The organism is Winogradskyella algicola (assembly GCF_005869935.1).
GTDB classification, from domain to species: Bacteria; Bacteroidota; Bacteroidia; order Flavobacteriales; family Flavobacteriaceae; genus Winogradskyella; species Winogradskyella algicola.
Map to the genome: position 1 here is coordinate 563,971 of NZ_SZQF01000001.1, position 17,953 is coordinate 581,923.

14 protein-coding genes are annotated in these 17,953 nt (G+C 35.5%); 10 read left to right on the top strand and 4 right to left on the bottom strand.

Features of this window, described 5'->3' with window-relative positions; translation table 11 throughout:
• Positions 1–125: 125 nt before the first annotated feature.
• The 7 genes from FC091_RS02415 to FC091_RS02445 all read left to right on the top strand — a co-directional run bounded on the left by FC091_RS02415 (position 126) and on the right by FC091_RS02445 (position 9,664).
• Positions 126–2,969, top strand: coding sequence for a sialidase family protein (locus tag FC091_RS02415; protein WP_138432682.1), 2,844 nt, complete (start codon positions 126–128; stop codon positions 2,967–2,969).
• Positions 2,970–2,992: 23 nt separating this feature from the next.
• Positions 2,993–3,859 (top strand): hypothetical protein, encoded by an 867-nt coding sequence (locus tag FC091_RS02420; RefSeq protein WP_138432683.1) that lies wholly within the window; start codon positions 2,993–2,995, stop codon positions 3,857–3,859.
• Positions 3,860–3,954: 95 nt separating this feature from the next.
• Positions 3,955–4,641, top strand: a complete 687-nt coding sequence (locus tag FC091_RS02425) for a succinate dehydrogenase cytochrome b subunit (RefSeq protein ID WP_138432684.1) — start codon at positions 3,955–3,957, stop codon at positions 4,639–4,641.
• Positions 4,642–4,652: 11 nt separating this feature from the next.
• The gene (locus FC091_RS02430; protein WP_138432685.1) at positions 4,653–6,653 is read left to right on the top strand and encodes a fumarate reductase/succinate dehydrogenase flavoprotein subunit; all 2,001 of its coding nucleotides are present in this window, start codon (positions 4,653–4,655) and stop codon (positions 6,651–6,653) included.
• A gap of 37 nt (positions 6,654–6,690) precedes the next feature.
• Complete coding sequence (locus FC091_RS02435; RefSeq protein ID WP_138432686.1) at positions 6,691–7,047, top strand: hypothetical protein; 357 nt, start codon at positions 6,691–6,693, stop codon at positions 7,045–7,047.
• 11 nt (positions 7,048–7,058) lie between these two features.
• Positions 7,059–7,805, top strand: coding sequence for a succinate dehydrogenase/fumarate reductase iron-sulfur subunit (locus FC091_RS02440; RefSeq protein WP_138433068.1), 747 nt, complete (start codon positions 7,059–7,061; stop codon positions 7,803–7,805).
• A gap of 86 nt (positions 7,806–7,891) precedes the next feature.
• On the top strand, positions 7,892–9,664 hold the full coding sequence (locus tag FC091_RS02445) for a MutS-related protein (protein ID WP_138432687.1): 1,773 nt from the start codon (positions 7,892–7,894) through the stop codon (positions 9,662–9,664).
• 115 nt (positions 9,665–9,779) lie between these two features.
• Here the strand turns inward: FC091_RS02445 and rpmA are convergent, their stop codons facing one another.
• Positions 9,780–10,040, bottom strand: a complete 261-nt coding sequence (gene rpmA, locus FC091_RS02450; protein ID WP_138432688.1) for a 50S ribosomal protein L27 — start codon at positions 10,038–10,040, stop codon at positions 9,780–9,782.
• Positions 10,041–10,083: 43 nt separating this feature from the next.
• On the bottom strand, positions 10,084–10,749 hold the full coding sequence (gene rplU / locus FC091_RS02455) for a 50S ribosomal protein L21 (protein WP_138432689.1): 666 nt from the start codon (positions 10,747–10,749) through the stop codon (positions 10,084–10,086).
• A 288-nt stretch (positions 10,750–11,037) separates the two neighbouring features.
• Between rplU and FC091_RS02460 the strand changes: the two genes are divergently transcribed.
• Together FC091_RS02460 and FC091_RS02465 are read left to right on the top strand one after the other, a co-directional pair.
• Positions 11,038–12,357, top strand: coding sequence for a M16 family metallopeptidase (locus tag FC091_RS02460; protein ID WP_138432690.1), 1,320 nt, complete (start codon positions 11,038–11,040; stop codon positions 12,355–12,357).
• 19 nt (positions 12,358–12,376) lie between these two features.
• Complete coding sequence (locus FC091_RS02465) at positions 12,377–14,458, top strand: M16 family metallopeptidase (RefSeq protein ID WP_138432691.1); 2,082 nt, start codon at positions 12,377–12,379, stop codon at positions 14,456–14,458.
• A gap of 49 nt (positions 14,459–14,507) precedes the next feature.
• Here the strand turns inward: FC091_RS02465 and FC091_RS02470 are convergent, their stop codons facing one another.
• Positions 14,508–15,386, bottom strand: a complete 879-nt coding sequence (locus FC091_RS02470) for a DMT family transporter (protein WP_138432692.1) — start codon at positions 15,384–15,386, stop codon at positions 14,508–14,510.
• Positions 15,387–15,482: 96 nt separating this feature from the next.
• Between FC091_RS02470 and FC091_RS02475 the strand changes: the two genes are divergently transcribed.
• Positions 15,483–16,004, top strand: a complete 522-nt coding sequence (locus FC091_RS02475) for a heavy-metal-associated domain-containing protein (RefSeq protein WP_138432693.1) — start codon at positions 15,483–15,485, stop codon at positions 16,002–16,004.
• 501 nt (positions 16,005–16,505) lie between these two features.
• Here FC091_RS02475 and FC091_RS02485 read toward each other — a convergent pair.
• Positions 16,506–17,933 (bottom strand): DUF5689 domain-containing protein, encoded by a 1,428-nt coding sequence (locus FC091_RS02485; RefSeq protein ID WP_138432695.1) that lies wholly within the window; start codon positions 17,931–17,933, stop codon positions 16,506–16,508.
• Positions 17,934–17,953 lie beyond the last annotated feature (20 nt).

The following is a 17,953-nucleotide window of genomic DNA, read 5'->3' on the forward strand; positions in this document are numbered from 1 at the left end:
ATGGCTAAATTCAGCCAACTTTAATTGCTGTCACATTGATCGCAGTCGAAATGTAATTGAAAAATATTTTTAAGATTAGTTCTCGACTGCGCTCGAACTGAAAATAAAAACTAAAACTAACCAACATGTTTAAAACCAAATTTCTGTCATTTGCATTTACCGTGAGTGCTTTAGTAGCCTTTGCACAACAACCAGCAACCTCTGCTGAAACCGTAAAAAATGCTTTAGCGCAAAAGCGTGAAATGGCAAAAACATCACTGGTAAAGCAAGTGCCTTTTGAAAACATTGGGCCAACTATAATGAGTGGTCGTGTGGTAGATGTGGATGTTAATCCAGAAATGCCATCGGAATTTTATGTGGGTTATGCGTCTGGTGGTGTTTGGCATACCACCAATAACGGAACTACATTTAATCCAATTTTAGACAGTTCAGACACGCAGAATGTTGGTGATATTGCTGTGCATTGGCCAACGAGAACTATATATGTTGGTACAGGCGAAAATAATGCGTCGCGTTCCTCGTATGCTGGTATTGGTTTGTTAAAATCTACAGACAATGGCAAGACCTGGGAAAATTTAGGTTTGATGGATGCCCATCATTTTGCGCCAATTTTAATTCATCCAGATAATCCAGATGTGGTTACCGTTGGTGCTACAGGACATTTGTATTCACCAAACAAAGAGCGCGGAATTTATAAAACTTTTGATGGTGGTAAAACTTGGAAACAAACCCTTTTTGTAGATGAGGAAAGTGGTATTATCGATTTGCAACACAGTCCAAAAAACTATAATGTGATGTTTGCAACATCATGGACTAAAGATCGTAAAGCGTGGAATTTTACAGGAAATGGAAACAATTCAGCTATCTATAAAAGTACAGACGCAGGTGAAACCTGGACCAAAGTGTCTAATGAAAAAAGCGGTTTTCCAACAGGTGAAGGTGTTGGTCGTATAGGTATTGCGGTTTTTAATGATGATGTGGTATATGCGGTTCATGATAGTCAGTTTAGACGACCAGACGATAAAAAGAAGGATGATAAAGAAGACTTAACTAAAGACGATTTTAAAACCATGTCTAATGCTGATTTCTTGGCTTTAGACAATAAAAAATTGAATGCGTTTTTAAGAACAAATGGTTTTCAGGAAAAATACAGAGCAGAAAATGTGAAGCAAATGGTGCGCTCTGGTAATGTGAAGCCTATTGATTTAGCAAAGTATTTAGAAGATGCCAATTCTATGTTATTCGATACTCCTGTGGTTGGTGCTGAGGTATATAAAAGTACTGATGGTGGAAAAACCTGGAAGAAAACACACGAGGACTATCTAGATGGTATCTATTATAGTTATGGCTATTATTTTGGTCATATCCACGTGTCACCAGTCAATGAAAATGACATTTACATTTATGGTGTGCCAATTGTAAAATCTAAAGACGGCGGAAAAACATTTACCAGCATAAGTGCAGAAAATGTACATGCCGATCATCATGCACTTTGGATTAATCCAAAAAATCCTAACCATTTAATTGATGGTAATGATGGAGGTATTAATATTTCTTACGATGATGGCGAAAACTGGATAAAGAACAATTCGCCTTCAGTAGGACAATTCTATGCTATTAATGTGGACAACGAAAAACCATACAATGTGTATGGAGGTTTACAAGATAATGGTGTTTGGGTTGGCGCACACAATGCGCGCGAAGATAAAGCCTGGCATCAAGAAGGTCAATATCCATGGAAATCTATAATGGGTGGTGATGGTATGCAAATTCAAATCGATAGCAGAAATTCTAATATAGTATATACAGGATATCAATTCGGTAATTATTACAGATTAAATCTTGAAACTGAGGATGCAGCTTACATTCAGCCTAAGCATACTTTAGGTGAAAATCCGTACCGTTTCAATTGGCAAACTCCAATTTTATTGTCACCTCATAATCAAGATATTTTGTATTTGGGAGGTAATAAATTAATGCGTTCCATGAATCAAGGTAATGATTGGGAAGCCATTAGTGACGATTTAACCAATGGAGGCAAAAAAGGAAATGTGGCTTACGGTACATTAACGTCTATTTCAGAAAGTCCGTTTCAATTTGGGTTAATTTACACAGGAAGCGATGATGGTTTAGTGCACATCACCAAAAATGCAGGTGGCAGCTGGACAAACATTTCAAATTCATTTCCAAAGGATTTATGGGTAAGTCGTGTGATTGCGTCTCAACATAAAAAAGAGCGAGTTTATGTGACTTTAAATGGTTACCGTTGGGACGATTTTAAAGTTTATGCCTTCATGAGTGATGATTATGGGCAAACTTGGAAAGATATCAGCGGAAACATACCAGCATCTCCAGTAAACGTGATAAAAGAAGATCCTAAAAACGAAAATATCCTCTACTTAGGAACCGATAACGGAGCCTATGTGTCTTTTGATAAAGGTACATCTTGGGAAGTATTTTCAAAAGGATTACCGAACGTGGCTATTCATGATATTGTAGTGCAACCAGAAGCTAACGATTTGTTGTTAGGTACACACGGACGAAGCATCTATAAAGCCAATATTGACGCCTTACAACAAATGAATCCCGATTTAAAAGCAAAACCAATTACCATTTTTGAGGTTGGTTCTGTAAGACACTCTGGTCGTTGGGGAAGTGCTTGGAGTCAATGGTCGGATGCTTATGAACCTAGTAAAACGATTCAGTTTTACAGCAACACATCTGGTGAAAAAACGATGAAAATACTATCAGAAAATGGAGCTGAATTAAATAGCTTTAAACTAAACGTTGATAAAGGATTCAATTATACAGATTACGATTTAACCCTTTCTGAAAAAGGAAAGAAAGCTTTGGAAAAAGCGAATAAAGAATTAAAGATTGGTAAATCTGGTAACGGAAAATATTATTTGCCAAAAGGCGTTTATACTATAGAAATCGGCGATGCAAAATCGACTTTAGAAATAAAATAAGACAACCCTAAATCTAAATAATCATGAAAAAAATCATCTTACTTTTTGTAGTTTTTAGCTTATTCATGGCTTGTGGAGAAGATCAGGATGATAATCTTAGCACTTCACCACAATTAATCATAAAACTCAAATTTGATCCTAATCAGGAGCGCTTGGGTAATTTGGGTGAACCAGTTACTGTTCCAGATGGTAATGCAGCACAATCACCAACTATTGAGCGTATGAGTGCCAATTACATTGAATTTGCACCAACAGCAACAACGCTTTTAGGAGAAGGAGAAGTCGTTTATGTAGGTGCAGAAACTGATGCTGGAGGTGCTATTGCAATTGATTTTCAGCAAGCTATATTTGCAGGAGATGGTGAGGTGTTTTTAAGTGTTCCGCTGAGTGAAGTACAAGCAGGTTCTTATGAATGGGTAAGAGTATCATTATCCTATCAAGAAGGTAATATACAAGTTTTAACCGAAAATGCCGGAGAAATCACAGGACGCTTGGCAAGTTTTGTTGGATACAACAATTACATCACAGATTTTGATTTAAACGGAAGTACCATTACTGTAAACGATGATGTCTTACAGGGTTTTTGGGCCTTTGAAGCATTAGGATTTACAACGCAAGGGCAAGCACCAGAAGGAGCAACCACAGTACCTAATCCACTATTTGATTCATCTCCAGTGCCACAAGGCTCTTGTGTGGTTACAGGTGAATTTGTAACACCGTTTACCTTAACAGGAAATGAAACACAAGATGTTGAGGTAACATTGTCCTTTTCAATTAATAATTCGTTTGAATGGACAGAAGTGAACGAAGACGGCAAATATGAGCCATCAGCAGGCGAGCAAGTTGTAGATATGGGCTTAAGAGGTTTAATGCCAAGTGTCTCTAATTAAAAACCATTCTAAATAAATAATTATAGTTTGCACATGTTGCCAAAACGCGATTTGTGCAGTATTTTTGTGAGACTAACAAAAAGATTAGATCTACAATGAGCGGAATTTTAAATTCTTCGATTGGAAGAAAGTTTGCCATGGCACTTTCGGCACTCTTCCTAATGGTTTTTTTACTTCAACATTTTGCTATAAACAGTCTTTCGGTATTTAGTCCAGATGCTTTTAATGAAGTCTCACACTTCATGGGCACATTTTGGGCCATACAATATGTACTGCAGCCAGTATTAATATTTGGGGTAATCTTCCATTTTGTAATGGGCTTTGTACTAGAGTACCAAAATAATAAAGCAAGACAAGTTGGTTATGCAAAATCAAGTAGAGCTGCTAATTCATCTTGGATGAGTAGAAATATGCTGTTGACAGGAGCTGTGATTTTAGCTTTTATGGGATTGCATTTTTATGATTTCTGGTTTCCAGAAATCAATATTAAATTCATTGAAGGAGATATGTCTGGCCTCATAGACCCTAACGATGCAGATAGTGGTTACAGATACTACGAGCATTTGCAACACAAGTTTGTTGACGGTTGGCGTGTTGCTATTTATGCAGTCTCTTTCGTTTTGTTAAGCTTACACTTATTACATGGTTTTAATTCTGCCTTCCAGTCTGTGGGAGCAAATAATAAATATACCAAAGGGTTAAAAGGATTTGGTAAAGTTTATGCAATTGGTGTGCCATTAGGATTTATTCTTATCGCACTTTTTCACTTTTTTAACCACTAAAACTATAGACGATGTCAATATTAGATTCTAAAATACCAGAAGGTCCTTTAGCGGACAAGTGGACAAAACATAAAAACGACATTAATCTTGTAAACCCTGCAAACAAGCGTCTTATTGATGTTATTATTGTTGGTACAGGTTTAGCTGGAGGTTCTGCTGCTGCAACACTTGCAGAACTTGGCTATAATGTAAAAGCATTTTGTTTTCAAGACTCACCAAGACGAGCACACTCTATTGCGGCACAAGGTGGTATTAACGCAGCAAAAAATTACCAAGGAGATGGTGACTCTACTTACAGATTGTTCTACGATACAGTAAAAGGTGGTGATTATCGTTCTCGTGAAGCTAATGTATACCGTTTAGCTGAAGTATCAACGAACATTATTGATCAATGTGTAGCTCAAGGTGTACCTTTCGCTAGGGAATATGGTGGACTATTAGACAACCGTTCCTTTGGTGGTGTATTGGTATCGCGTACGTTTTATGCAAAAGGACAAACTGGGCAGCAACTATTATTAGGAGCTTATGCAGCTATGAATCGTCAGATTGGTCGTGGTAAGATTAAAATGTACACACGACACGAAATGTTAGACGTGGTTATTGTAGATGGAAAAGCAAGAGGAATCATTGCACGTAACTTAGTGACTGGAGAAATTGAGAGACACTCAGCACATGCTGTTGTTTTAGGAACTGGTGGTTACGGAAATGCATTCTATTTATCAACCTATGCGATGGGATCTAATGTAACAGCTGCTTGGAAAGCGCACAAACGTGGTGCATTCTTTGCAAATCCTTGTTATACGCAGATTCACCCAACTTGTATTCCGGTTTCGGGAGATCATCAATCTAAATTGACTTTGATGTCAGAGTCATTAAGAAACGATGGACGTATATGGGTGCCTAAACATAAGAAAGACGTTGAAGCTATTAGAAATGGCAGTTTAAAACCAACAGACTTAGCAGAGGAAGATAGAGATTATTACTTAGAGCGTCGTTATCCAGCTTTTGGTAACTTAGTACCAAGAGATGTTGCTTCTCGAGCAGCAAAAGAACGTTGTGACGCTGGTTATGGTGTTAATCAAACGGGTGAAGCTGTTTATCTAGATTTCGCTTCTGCTATTGAGCGCTATGGTAAAGAACAAGCTTATGTAAAAGGTTTAGATGTAGATGACAAAGCGGTTGTAACAAAACTTGGAAAAGAAGTTGTTGAGAATAAATATGGTAACTTATTTCAGATGTACGAGAAAATCGTAGATCAGAACCCATACGAGACACCAATGATGATTTATCCTGCAGTACACTACACTATGGGTGGATTGTGGGTTGATTATAATTTAATGACCACGGTGCCTGGCTTATATGCTATCGGCGAAGCAAACTTCTCTGATCATGGTGCAAACCGATTAGGTGCATCAGCATTAATGCAAGGGTTGGCTGACGGTTATTTTGTATTACCTTATACCATTGGTGACTATCTAGCGCATGATATTAGAACAGGACCAATCCCTACAGATAGTAAGGAATTCGATGAGGCAGAAAATAAAGTACGAGCGGATATTGACAAGTTAATTAATAATAAAGGTTCTAAATCTGTTGACCATTTCCACAAACGATTAGGAAAAATTATGTGGAACAAATGTGGTATGGCACGTAACGAAAAAGAATTGAAAGAAGCAATATCAGAAATTGCAGCGTTACGAGAAGAATTTTATAAAGATGTGTTTGTGCCAGGTGACCAGAATGAATATAATGAAGAGCTTGCAAAAGCAGGTCGTGTCGCTGACTTTTTGGAGTTGGGTGAGTTGTTTGCAAAAGATGCTTTAGAACGTAACGAATCTGCTGGTGGTCACTTTAGAGAAGAGTACCAGACAGAAGGTGGAGAAGCATTACGTGTCAAGGAATACCAATATGTCTCAGCATGGGAATACAAAGGGCAACCGAGTGAAGCTGTGCATCACAAAGAGCCTCTAACCTATGAAAACATTGAGGTTAAAGAAAGAAGTTATAAGTAAAAGATTGCCATACTAACTACAAAATCAATCAAAAGATATGAACTCGGATATTTTAAAGTTAAAATTAAAACGGATAGATCCAGTAAAGTATGCAATAGTGGCAACATTGGTGTATCTCTTTATATTGCTAATTGTCTACGTACCTATGATTTTATTCGTGTCCCTTATAGGCAGTGCATCTGACATTGGCGCTGGTGCAGCTATGCTTGGTGGCGGTATCTTAGGTATTATATTAATGGTTGTAATTCTGGGAGTATTCGTTTTTGTGCTTACTTTAATAGCGTGTTCAATACTAAACTTTGTTTTAAAGAAAACTGGCGGTATCGATATCGATTTTGAGAAGGCTGGTTTAGATATTTCTCAGATTGGTGAAGACCGTAGAATAGAAAAATAAAAAAAGCTATGATGAATTTAACATTAAAAATATGGCGTCAAAAAAACGCCAATGATAAAGGAAAAATTGTTGATTATCCTGTTTCAGGAATCTCTCCAGACATGTCCTTTTTGGAGATGTTGGATGTATTAAATCAAGAATTGATTGACAAAGGTGAAGAACCGGTAGCATTCGATCACGATTGTAGAGAGGGTATTTGTGGTACATGCTCATTATATATAAATGGTCGTGCTCATGGTCCTCAAACAAAAATCACTGCATGTCAATTGCACATGCGCAGTTTTAATGATGGTGATACTATCTACATTGAGCCTTGGAGAGCAAAAGCGTTTCCAGTAGTTAAAGATTTGATTGTAGATCGCTCATCGTTTGATCGTATTCAACAGGCTGGTGGTTTTATATCTGTTAACACTTCAGGGAATACACAAGATGCAAACGCCATTCCTATTGAAAAAGAAAATGCAGACAAGGCCTTTGATGCAGCTACTTGTATAGGTTGTGGAGCTTGTGTGGCAAGTTGTAAAAACTCTTCAGCCATGTTATTTGTGTCTGCTAAAGTATCTCAATTTGCATTATTACCACAAGGACAAGTTGAAGCTACGGATCGTGTACTAAATATGGTGAAGCAAATGGATGAAGAAGGCTTTGGTAACTGTACCAACACAGGTGCTTGTGAGGTAGAGTGTCCTAAAGGTATTTCTTTAGAAAATATAGCACGTATGAATCGCGAGTATCTTGCAGCTAGTTTCAAGGGCTAATTAGATCCGACAATACAGAGATTTATAAATACCATAATAATCCCAAGGTAAACCATTATCTTGGGATTTTATTTTTTAATTAGATAATGAAGACTACAATTTCATTTTATAAATCCCAGTTATCAAAGCATAATTCTGAAGCCAAACGCATTTATAAAACAATGAGTTTGTATAGTTTACTAAGATTAGCCGTATTTGGTTTTACAGGTTTTGGTGTCTATCTAACGTATCAAAACTGGCAAATTGCTACAATTATAGCAGTTGTTGGTATTGCAATGTTTTTGTTTTTGTTATCAAGATATACAGATTTTAAAATCAAACGCGAACTTCACAAGCGTTTAGCTGTAATAAATAAGGATGAAATTAAAATCGCTTCAGGTGATTTTCATGATAGAGCTGATGGAAAAGTATTTCAAAATCCTGCTCATGCCTATAGTTTAGATATCGATTTGTTCGGTAGAGGCTCTTTCTTTCAATATATCAACAGAACAACTATAAATGAAGGCGCACAATCGCTTGTTAATTGTTTACTGGCCAATGATATTACTAATATTGAAGCACGACAAAATGCGATTAGAGAATTAGCTGATGAGCCTGAATGGAGGCAATACTATTCTGGTGTAGCACAAGGTGTAAAAGTGGAACATTCTGCAAAATCTATTATTGAATGGCTAAAGGATTATAAGCCATTTTTAAACGCAACATTATATTGGTTAACAATAGGTTTTAGTGTAGCTTCAGTGGCGCTTTTGGTCTTAGGTTTTACTGAAATTATTCCAATAAAATATGCTGGATATTGGCTGCTTTTAGGCTTAGCAATTACTGGAAGGTTTTTAAAACCAATCAATAATATTGCCCAAAACACCGAAAAAGCCAAGGATACGTTTAGGCAATATGCTTTATTACTGAAAGAAATTGAACAGAAAGAATTTCAGTCTGAGTTATTGCGACAACAGCAACAAAAAATACAGTCTGAAGGTGAAAAAGCCTCACAGATATTCACTAAATTCTCAAAAACTTTAGACGCTTTAGATAACCGAAATAACTTCATTTCAGCCATTTTTGGAAATGGATATTTACTTTGGGATATTAGGCAAACGTATCGTGTAGAGCAGTGGATTAGTAAATATGCGCATAAGGTTGAGGATTGGTTTGAAGTGGTGACCTTTTTTGATGCCTACAATACTTTGGGCAACTATGCATACAATCATCAAGACTTTACCTATCCTAAAATTACCACAGAAAATATCACAATTAAAGCCGAGAGTTTAGGACATCCTTTATTAAATGCTGAAAAGCGAATTGATAGTGATTTAGAATTGTTGCAAGAGCAATTCTTTATTGTAACAGGAGCCAATATGGCTGGCAAGAGTACCTTTTTAAGAACGGTTGCGCTTCATATCGTCATGGCAAATGTTGGTTTACCAGTTTGTGCTAAAACAAGCAAATACAAGCCGATTAAACTCATAACAAGTATGCGCACTACAGATTCGTTGACAGATGATAGTTCGTACTTTTTTAGCGAGCTCACACGATTAAAATTTATTGTAGACACTATTGCTGAGGACAAAAACTATTTTGTGATTTTAGACGAAATCCTAAAAGGTACCAACAGTACAGACAAAGCCATTGGCTCAAGGAAGTTTGTAGAAAAATTAGTTGGCCAAAAAGCAACAGGAATTATAGCCACGCACGATTTAAGTCTTACCGAAATAGAAAGCGAATTAGAAGCGGTTAAGAACTATTTCTTTGATGCTGAAATTAAAAATGATGAACTCTTTTTTGACTACAAACTAAAGAAAGGTGTTTGCCAAAATATGAATGCGAGCTTCCTATTGAAGAAGATGGAAATAGTGTAGTTGTTAAAAGATGATGTTATTCTGAACTTGTTTCAGAATGACAAAAACTTATCATAATAAAAAAACCCTTCCTGAAAAGCAGAAAGGGTTTCTATATTTTTAAGAAATGAGTTTCTTAAGCCTCAAAAGGCTGTATAGAAACATAAGACTTGTTGTCTTTTTTCTTAGTAAATTGTACGATACCATCAACTTTAGCATGTAAAGTGTGGTCTTTTCCTTGGTATACGTTTTCACCTGGGTGGTGTGTATTACCTCTTTGTCTTACGATAATGTTCCCAGCGATAGCAGCTTGACCACCAAAAATCTTAACACCTAATCGTTTCGATTCTGATTCTCTACCGTTTTTAGAACTACCAACTCCTTTTTTATGAGCCATTGTCTTAAGGTTTTATTTTGTTAATATTAATGGAATAGAAAAATTACTTTTCAATACCACCTTCTAATCTTTCTTGTAATTCTTTTAATTCATCCCACTTACCTTCGGCAGCTAACTGAGCTTGCTTTGGCCAAGTGTCTGTAACAAGATGTGCTAATCTAGAGCTAGCTTCAGATAGAATATTACTTAATTCTTCTGGGGTTGCTTTAGCTACTTTAGCAAAAGTTTCATATCCAGCGTTCACTAAAGCTTCAGCAGCTTTAGGTCCAGCGCCTTCAATTTTCTTTAAATCGTCAGCTTTACCTGTAGCTTTTTTAGCTGCTGCTTTCGGAGCGGCTTTCTCAGATTTTGGTTCAGCTTTTTTAGTTTCCTTCTTAGGAGCAGCTTTCTTAGCTCCAGAAGTAGTAATACCTTCAATTACGATTTCAGTTAAGGCCTGTCTGTGTCCATTCTTAACACGGTAACCTTTACGTCTTTTCTTTTTGAAAACTATTACCTTGTCACCTTTAAGGTGCTTTAAGACTTTTGCACTTACTTGTGCACCGTCTATAGCTGGGGCGCCTAAAGTAATATTGTTGCCATCACCTATTAGAAGAACGTTATCAAAATCAACTTTCTTACCTTCTTCAGTAGATAAACGGTTAACAAAAACTTTTTGGTCTTTTTCAACTTTAAATTGATGCCCTGCTATCTCTACAATTGCGTACATAGCGTAACGTTTTTATTAATTTGTTTATTAATTAAATTTGCTTTTCTCAGAAAGCGGATGCAAATATACTCCTAAATTCCTAATCTACAAACGTTTTAAGGGTTTTCACGAGCTTTTAGGTTCAAATCCCTTTTTTATTTAGAATCAGAAAGTTTAAGTATCTAGTTTTTGCAATTAATTATGTTAAAAAAGCATAAGTATTCCTTATTTTTGTGGGGCTTTGTGTAACAATACATCTTTTGTTAAGACAAACACTAAAACAATTTAAAATTTAAACACTTATTGATAATGAGAAAAAGCTTATTTACTCTAGCACTCTTGTTGTTTGTTGGGTCATTTGCCAATGCGCAACAAGTAGAATTTGAGGAGTACGATTTAGACAATGGAATGCATGTTATTCTGCATCAAGATAATTCGGCACCTGTTGTTACAGTGTCTGTAATGTATCATGTAGGCGCAAAAGACGAAAACCCAGAACGCACTGGTTTTGCTCACTTTTTTGAACATTTATTATTTGAAGGAACCGAAAACATTCCTCGTGGTGAATGGTTTAATATTGTAACATCTAATGGTGGAAGCAATAACGCTAATACTACAGATGACAGAACCTATTACTATGAAGTATTTCCTTCTAATAGTGTTGAGCTAGGCTTATGGATGGAGTCAGAACGATTATTACATCCTGTAATTAACCAAATAGGTGTAGATACACAAAATGAAGTTGTTAAGGAAGAAAAGCGTCTACGTGTTGACAACCAGCCTTATGGTAATTTATTGGCTGAAGTTAAAAAGCGTATGTTTAAGGTACACCCATACAGATGGGCAACAATCGGTTCCATGGATCATTTAGATGCAGCAACTTTAGAAGAATTTCAAGCATTTAATAAAAAATTCTATGTACCAAACAATGCTGTATTGGTTGTAGCTGGTGACATTGATAAGCCACAGGTTAAGAAAATGATTCAAGATTATTTTGGTCCTATTCCTCGTGGAGAAGACGTTGTTAGAGATCTTCCTAAGGAAGAGCCAATAACAGAAGCTATGAGAGATAAAACATATGACCCAAACATTCAAATACCTGCAGTAATAGCAGCATACAGAACACCGTCTTTTAAAGACAGAGATGCTTACGTTTTAGACATGATTTCTAGTTACCTAAGTGGCGGAAAAAGTTCTGTATTGTATAAAAAAATGGTTGATGAGCAAAAGCAAGCTTTAGCGGTCCAGGCTGTTAATATTAGTCAAGAAGATTATGGTATTTATGCACTTTTTGGTTTGCCTTTAGGTGATGTGTCTTTAGATACTTTGATAACAGAAATGGATGAAGAGATTGCTAAAATGCAAACAGAATTAATTTCAGAACGTGATTATCAAAAACTGCAAAACCAGTTTGAGAATCAGTTCGTTAATTCTAACTCTAGTATTGAAGGTATTGCAAATTCTTTAGCCAGATATTACATGTTATATGATAATGTAAATTTGATTAACACTGAAATAGACATCTATCGCTCTATAACAAGAGAAGAAATTAGAGACGTTGCTAAAAAATACTTAAATCCTAATCAACGATTAATTTTAGAATACTTACCAAAGAAAGATGATCAATAAAAACATAATGAATAGAAAAATGAAAACTAAAATATCAGCATTTATTGCATTGTTTTTAATGACAGTAAGTGTAGTAAATGCACAAATAGATAGATCTAAGCAACCAGAACCAGGACCTGCACCTAAAATTACACTTGAAAAACCAGGTGAGTTTAAGTTAAAAAATGGTATCGAAGTTTTAGTAGTAGAAAACCACAAACTACCAAGAGTTTCTATTACATTAAGAATAGATAATAAGCCAATTTCTGAAGGCGATAAGGCAGGTGTTTCTAGTATCCTTGGCGCCATGTTAGGAAACGGAACTACTAACATCCCTAAAGACGAATTTAACGACGAAATAGATTTCCTAGGTGCTAACTTAGGGTTTAGTTCTCAAAGTGCTTTTGCAAGCTCTCTTTCAAAGTATTCTGATAGAATAATCGAATTAATGGCAGATGCTGCAATCAATCCATTATTAACTAAGGAAGAGTTTGAAAAAGAAAAAGAAAAACTAATCGAAAACCTAAAGTCAGAGAAGAAAAGCGTAGACGCTGTTGCTGGTAGAGTAGGCTCTGCATTATCTTATGGTGTAAAGCATCCTTATGGTGAGTTTGTTACTGAAGAAACGGTTAATAATATTGAGTTTGGTGATGTTTTAGCATTCTATGAGAAATATTTCAACCCAAATAATGCTTACTTAGTAATTATAGGTGATGTTGAAATGAGTGACGTTAAACGTAAGATAAAAGATCATTTTGGCAAATGGGAAAAGTCTGCTGGAGTTGAGATTACATTACCAACTCCAATGCCAAATGCGCAATACACACAAATTAATTTTGTAGATATGCCAAATGCAGTTCAGTCTAATATCTCATTAACAAACAATGTAGATTTTAAAATGAACGATGAGGATTACCACGCTGTGCTAATAGCAAACAAAATCTTAGGTGGTGGTTTTGGCAGTTACTTAAACATGAATCTTCGTGAAGAGCATGGCTATACTTATGGTGCTCGTACAAGAATTAGTCCAAGTAGATATGGCGCATCTCGCTTCACAGCAGGTGCAGCAGTAAGAAATATGGTTACAGATAGTGCTGTTGTTGAGACGCTAAAGGAAATCAATAGAATTAAAACTGAGCCTGTAGATACTAAAGACTTAGAAAATGCTAAAGCAAAATATGTAGGAGACTTTATTCTAGATTTAGAAAGCCCAAGAACGATAGCTAATTATGCTTTAAACATAAAGCTTAACGATTTACCAGAAGACTTTTATTCTACATATTTAGAAAAAATAAATGCGGTAACTAAAGACGATGTAATGCGCGTAGCTAACAAGCACTTTAGACCAGAAAACGCACGTATTGTTGTTGTTGGTAAGGGTAGTGAAGTGTTAGAAAACCTTGAGAAAACAGGAATTCCAATAATGTATTATGATGCATATGCTAATAAAACAGAAAAGCCAGTGTTCTCTAAACCTTTACCAGAAGGGTTAACGGCAGAGTCTGTGATTAAAAATTACGTGAATGCTATAGGTGGCGAGGCTGCTTTAAGAGAGGTAAACACAACATTGGAGATTGCGGAAATGACTATTCCAGGCGCACCTTTTAAGCCAACGGCTACTACTAAACAAATGGCGCCAAACAAGTACAAAATGGAAGTAGTTGCTGAAGGTATGGGAACTTTGATGAAGCAAAACTTTGATGGTACTAATGGTTACATGGAGCAACAAGGAAGAAAAATTCCGATGGAAGATAAAGAATTATCTTCTAGAAAATCTACCAAAGGTCTTTTTGATGAGCTGTATATGGAATCTTCAACTATTGAATTAGAAAGCCTGACTACTATAGAAGGTAAGGATGCCTATAAAATAAAAGTAACTAAAGATGATAAAACATCTTTTAGATATTACGACGCAGAAACGGGTTACTTATTAAGAACTGAAACTACCAATGAAGCGCAAGGGCAATCTATAACTACAATTGTAGATTATTCTAATTACAAAGACGTTGGTGGCATAAAAATGCCATATACGATGAAAGTTACCGCAGGCCCTCAATCATTTACTTTTGAAACTACAGAAGTAAAAATCAATGAAGGAGTAACCGCTGAAGATTTTAATTAAAATCATCAAGGTATAATATATTAAAACCGAAGTGAAAGCTTCGGTTTTTTTATTTTTTACGTTTATGAGACAAATAAACTCCTACTAAAATAAGAGTTGCTGCTAATCCTTGAACAATACTAAAAGACTCACCATCTAAAATTCCCCAAATCAATGCTATTATAGGCATAATATAAGTAACTGAAGAAGCAAAAACTGGTGTAGAAATTTGTACAAGCTTATTAAAAACTACTTTAGCTATTGCAGTACCAAAAATAGAGAGGATAGCGACGAAAACTAGAGACTTAAGCAAATCAGGATGGTTTAAGCGTTCCGTAGAGAAAAAGTCAGAAAAAATTAACACAACCAAAGCAGGAACTATAATAAAAACATAATTACCAGCAGCTATAGCTAAAGGTTTTACATCTTGTAAATAACGCTTTATAATGTTAACATTTGCTGCATACATTAATGTAGAGGCAATAACAAAACCAGCATAAAGGTAGTTTTGATTTGGATTTAATTCTGAACCTTTCAAAATTAAAATGGCAGTGCCTATAAATCCAATAATCACACCTAATACTTGTCGTTTAGTTGACGCAATTTTAAAAACTGCAAAACCAAGAATTATTGTGTTTAATGGCACTAACGAGTTTAGAATCGAAGCAACAGCACTATCAATTTCGGTTTCAGCTATAGCAAAAAAGAATGCAGGAAAGAAAGATCCAAGCAAACCAGACAATAGCAACCACTTCCATTTAGATTTAGGAATGTTCTTTAAATGATAAAACCCAACAGATAATAAAATGATCCCAGTAAAAATAGTTCTTATAGCGCCAAGTTGATAAGGTGTGAGTCCTAAAAGAGATTTTTTTATAAGAATGAACGAGCTTCCCCAGATAATGGAAAGAATAAGAAGATAAATCCACTTAATGTTAGGGTTTTTCATACAAGTGTTTTCTAAAAACGTCACAAAAATCGTTAATTCTTTCGCAAGAAACAGCAATATTTATTAGATTTAGCCAAAATTTAAGAGTTAATACTTATGAAGATATTTAAGAATGTAATTGTCGCTTCTGCTTTACTTTTAGCTTTTACATCTTGTAAAGATAAAGCTGAGCCAGAAGTTAAGACTGTAGATGTTGAGGTGAGTAGCAAAGAGGTATCTAAAACCTTAGACCCAAATGCTACTTATGCTAAAGTAGAATTTGGAATAGATGGAATGACTTGTGCCATGGGTTGTGCCAAAACCATTGAAAAGAAAATGGCTAAAATGGATGGTGTAAAGTCCGCCAAGGTAGATTTTGATAAGCGTTTAGCTATGGTAGAATATGATGAAGCTAAAGTAACACCAAAATCATTAGAAGAAGCTGTTGCCAAGGTAGGTGATGTGTATAAGGTAAAAGATATGAAAGTTGTCGGTAGCTTTGATGGTGAAGCTAAAACTTGTGCTGAGACTTGCAAGGACAAAAAAGGCTGTGCAAACAAAACTGAAGCTGAAAAGAAAGCATGTAAAGAAGCATGTAAAAAAGAGTGTAGCAAAAAAGAAGAAAAGAAAGCAGAATAAAAGTTTTCCTAATAATTTAGAAAATATAAAGCCATCTAATTAGATGGCTTTTTTTATGATACTTGAAGAAGTATAAAAGAGAGACCTAAACAACCTACAGGTAAAAGCCAAAGTAGATAAATCGAGTGTTTGGCTTTTAACTTTGCCTTAATAATGTTTCTTTTTTTGCCATTGTATCGCATCCAGTTTTTAAAGATTATAAAAACAGAAATCAAACTAAATAATATCCAAAATTTTGTTGAAGACATTGTTATAAGGTTCATTTGCTTGGCAAATGCCAGAAAGAATGCAGCTAATACTAAAATAATTGTCAATTCTAACAGATTGATATAAAACATAGCCAGTGTAAGGCTGCGTCTGCCTAATGCCTTTTTATAATGATTAAATATTGTGATGTAATAATTGTCTAGCATAAGTTAAATCCTAATATTATTCAATTTATGAAAAAAAGAGGCCATCTAAAAAGACAGCCTCTGTAAAAATTGATAGTATTGTGTTCTACTACATAGGTGTTATAATTTTTACATTTCCTAAATCTCTAGTAGAGGAAATTGATCCGTTTTCACTATCGTAAACAAAGGCAATAAACCCATTACCAGTAACAGTAGAGAGGTCAATTAAATCTGTTTGATCATATTCGTTATCAAAGAACCCTGTATTAATTGGTAAAGCCGCAATTTGATCTGCTCCTATTTCAGTCCATGTAGCAGTAGAAGGATCAGAGCCAGCCGTATAATCAGTAGAGTAATACACTGATAATGGTTCTTCGCCAGCATCACTAAAGGCATCTGCTATTTCTAAAACTAATTGTTCGTCTGCTTGAGCATCAAAATCAAAAGAAGGTGATATCAACCAACTCACCATAGTAGCAGCTGGATTACCAGAACCTTGGAATGCAGAAGCACGTGCATAAAAGTCTCCTCCAAAATCATCAGCTTCCCAGGCTTCTGTTCCAACTGTATTTATAACGTCCCAACCTGCAAGGCCATCAGTAAAGTCTTCTTCGTAAACGATGTTAAAATCGTCTATGTTGAATGGGTCACAACGTTCTACATCTTCAAAATTGATGTCTTCAGGCGAATTTATAACAACATTGAATATTTCTCCAAAGAAATCCTTAGATAAAATAGCCGTCATACTTCCTCTTCCTGAAGGTAATTTAAGTCCCTTAAAATCAGCAAAAGTACTTGTGCTGAATACTGCAGAAGCAGATCCTGCACAACTCTCTAAAGTGCGCTCACCATCAAACTCATCCGAAGGCTCACCAGCGTAAGTCAACGCATCATCTCCTACAGCCTCACTTCTCTTAAATTGTACATCTTCTAATCTTATCATTAAATTTGTCTTGTCATTATTCTCTTCAGTAAATTCTTCTATACTTAAAGGAAACGGTACAATTGTAGCAACTTCGGCAGATCTTTGAACTACTTCATTTTCACTAGAAGCTGGGATTTTTCCAATACGTTCACCGTCTAGCTCGCCAAGCGCTAAAACACCATTAGAAATACCTGCATATAATCCGTTTAATCTTATGTAAACTTTACGACCTACTTCGTAACGTATAAATAAAGGATTAACATCTAATAAGACTTTAAATCCAATAGTTGGATTTTCAGGTTTATCTTGTATAATGATTTCTTCGAAGAAGTTACCTCCTTCATCAGAAGATATTACATAACCTTGTACATAGGTGATAGGTCCTTCACCATCATACATTACGAAGTCTTCATCATTTTCAAAATCTACCTCACCACCATGAAGCTGACCAATATCACCAGCAACAGCGGTTAATTCTATAACATTACCATTTAATTCTGGCTCAGTAACTGTGGTATCTGGTGTACTAAACTCGTCATCTTGTACACAAGCGTTAAATACTACTAAACCTATAAGAAGTAGTATAATTTTGTTAATTTTTAAAGTTTTCATTTTTATAATTTTATTTTGTT

Excerpts from the sequence above, each read along its gene's own strand:
- FC091_RS02415 (WP_138432682.1), top strand. The coding sequence starts at position 126 with ATGTTTAAAACCAAATTTCTGTCATTTGCATTTACCGTGAGTGCTTTA.
- FC091_RS02420 (WP_138432683.1), top strand. The coding sequence starts at position 2,993 with ATGAAAAAAATCATCTTACTTTTTGTAGTTTTTAGCTTATTCATGGCT.
- FC091_RS02425 (WP_138432684.1), top strand. The coding sequence starts at position 3,955 with ATGAGCGGAATTTTAAATTCTTCGATTGGAAGAAAGTTTGCCATGGCA.
- FC091_RS02430 (WP_138432685.1), top strand. The coding sequence starts at position 4,653 with ATGTCAATATTAGATTCTAAAATACCAGAAGGTCCTTTAGCGGACAAG.
- FC091_RS02435 (WP_138432686.1), top strand. The coding sequence starts at position 6,691 with ATGAACTCGGATATTTTAAAGTTAAAATTAAAACGGATAGATCCAGTA.
- FC091_RS02440 (WP_138433068.1), top strand. The coding sequence starts at position 7,059 with ATGAATTTAACATTAAAAATATGGCGTCAAAAAAACGCCAATGATAAA.
- FC091_RS02445 (WP_138432687.1), top strand. The coding sequence starts at position 7,892 with ATGAAGACTACAATTTCATTTTATAAATCCCAGTTATCAAAGCATAAT.
- rpmA (WP_138432688.1), bottom strand. The coding sequence starts at position 10,040 with ATGGCTCATAAAAAAGGAGTTGGTAGTTCTAAAAACGGTAGAGAATCA.
- rplU (WP_138432689.1), bottom strand. The coding sequence starts at position 10,749 with ATGTACGCAATTGTAGAGATAGCAGGGCATCAATTTAAAGTTGAAAAA.
- FC091_RS02460 (WP_138432690.1), top strand. The coding sequence starts at position 11,038 with ATGAGAAAAAGCTTATTTACTCTAGCACTCTTGTTGTTTGTTGGGTCA.
- FC091_RS02465 (WP_138432691.1), top strand. The coding sequence starts at position 12,377 with ATGAAAACTAAAATATCAGCATTTATTGCATTGTTTTTAATGACAGTA.
- FC091_RS02470 (WP_138432692.1), bottom strand. The coding sequence starts at position 15,386 with ATGAAAAACCCTAACATTAAGTGGATTTATCTTCTTATTCTTTCCATT.
- FC091_RS02475 (WP_138432693.1), top strand. The coding sequence starts at position 15,483 with ATGAAGATATTTAAGAATGTAATTGTCGCTTCTGCTTTACTTTTAGCT.
- FC091_RS02485 (WP_138432695.1), bottom strand. The coding sequence starts at position 17,933 with ATGAAAACTTTAAAAATTAACAAAATTATACTACTTCTTATAGGTTTA.